Origin of the sequence: Myxococcus llanfairpwllgwyngyllgogerychwyrndrobwllllantysiliogogogochensis (genome assembly GCF_006636215.1) — a bacterium.
Lineage (GTDB): Bacteria > Myxococcota > Myxococcia > Myxococcales > Myxococcaceae > Myxococcus > Myxococcus llanfairpwllgwyngyllgogerychwyrndrobwllllantysiliogogogochensis.
Map to the genome: position 1 here is coordinate 1 of NZ_VIFM01000888.1, position 414 is coordinate 414.

A 414-nucleotide genomic window follows, 5' to 3' on the forward strand; every position below is an offset into this window, starting at 1 on the left:
CTCACCGCTTACCGCGGTATCGAACACCGCCACTTTGATCCCGGCGTCCACCGCCTTCTTCACCAGGGCGGTGGAATACGGGTCACGCCCCTGAGAGAGAATAATGCCATCGTATTTCTGGCTGATGGCCTGGTTGACGAAGTCCTGGAATTTCGCGTCGTCGCCGTTGCTCAGGAAGGTGCTCATTTTAAAGCCGAGCTTCTTGCCTTCCTGGATAGCCCCGGACACAAACTGGGTGGTGTTATCATCGGAACCCAGGTTGCGGATCACCGCAATACGGATCGGCCCGTTATGTTCAGCGATAGCCGCCGGCACCGGCGTTGGCGTCTCAGCATAGGCGGCTACGGAGTTGAGCAGCCCCAGCGCGATAAGAGAAAGCGTTATTTTTTTCATCATGTTTACCCTGTTTATAAT

The 414-nt window shown here is 55.3% G+C and carries 1 protein-coding gene; it reads right to left on the reverse strand.

Features of this window, described 5'->3' with window-relative positions:
- The coding region (locus FJV41_RS56205) for a substrate-binding domain-containing protein (protein WP_220138049.1) at positions 1-396 on the reverse strand (396 nt) is incomplete at its 3' end.
- Positions 397-414: the final 18 nt, after the last annotated feature.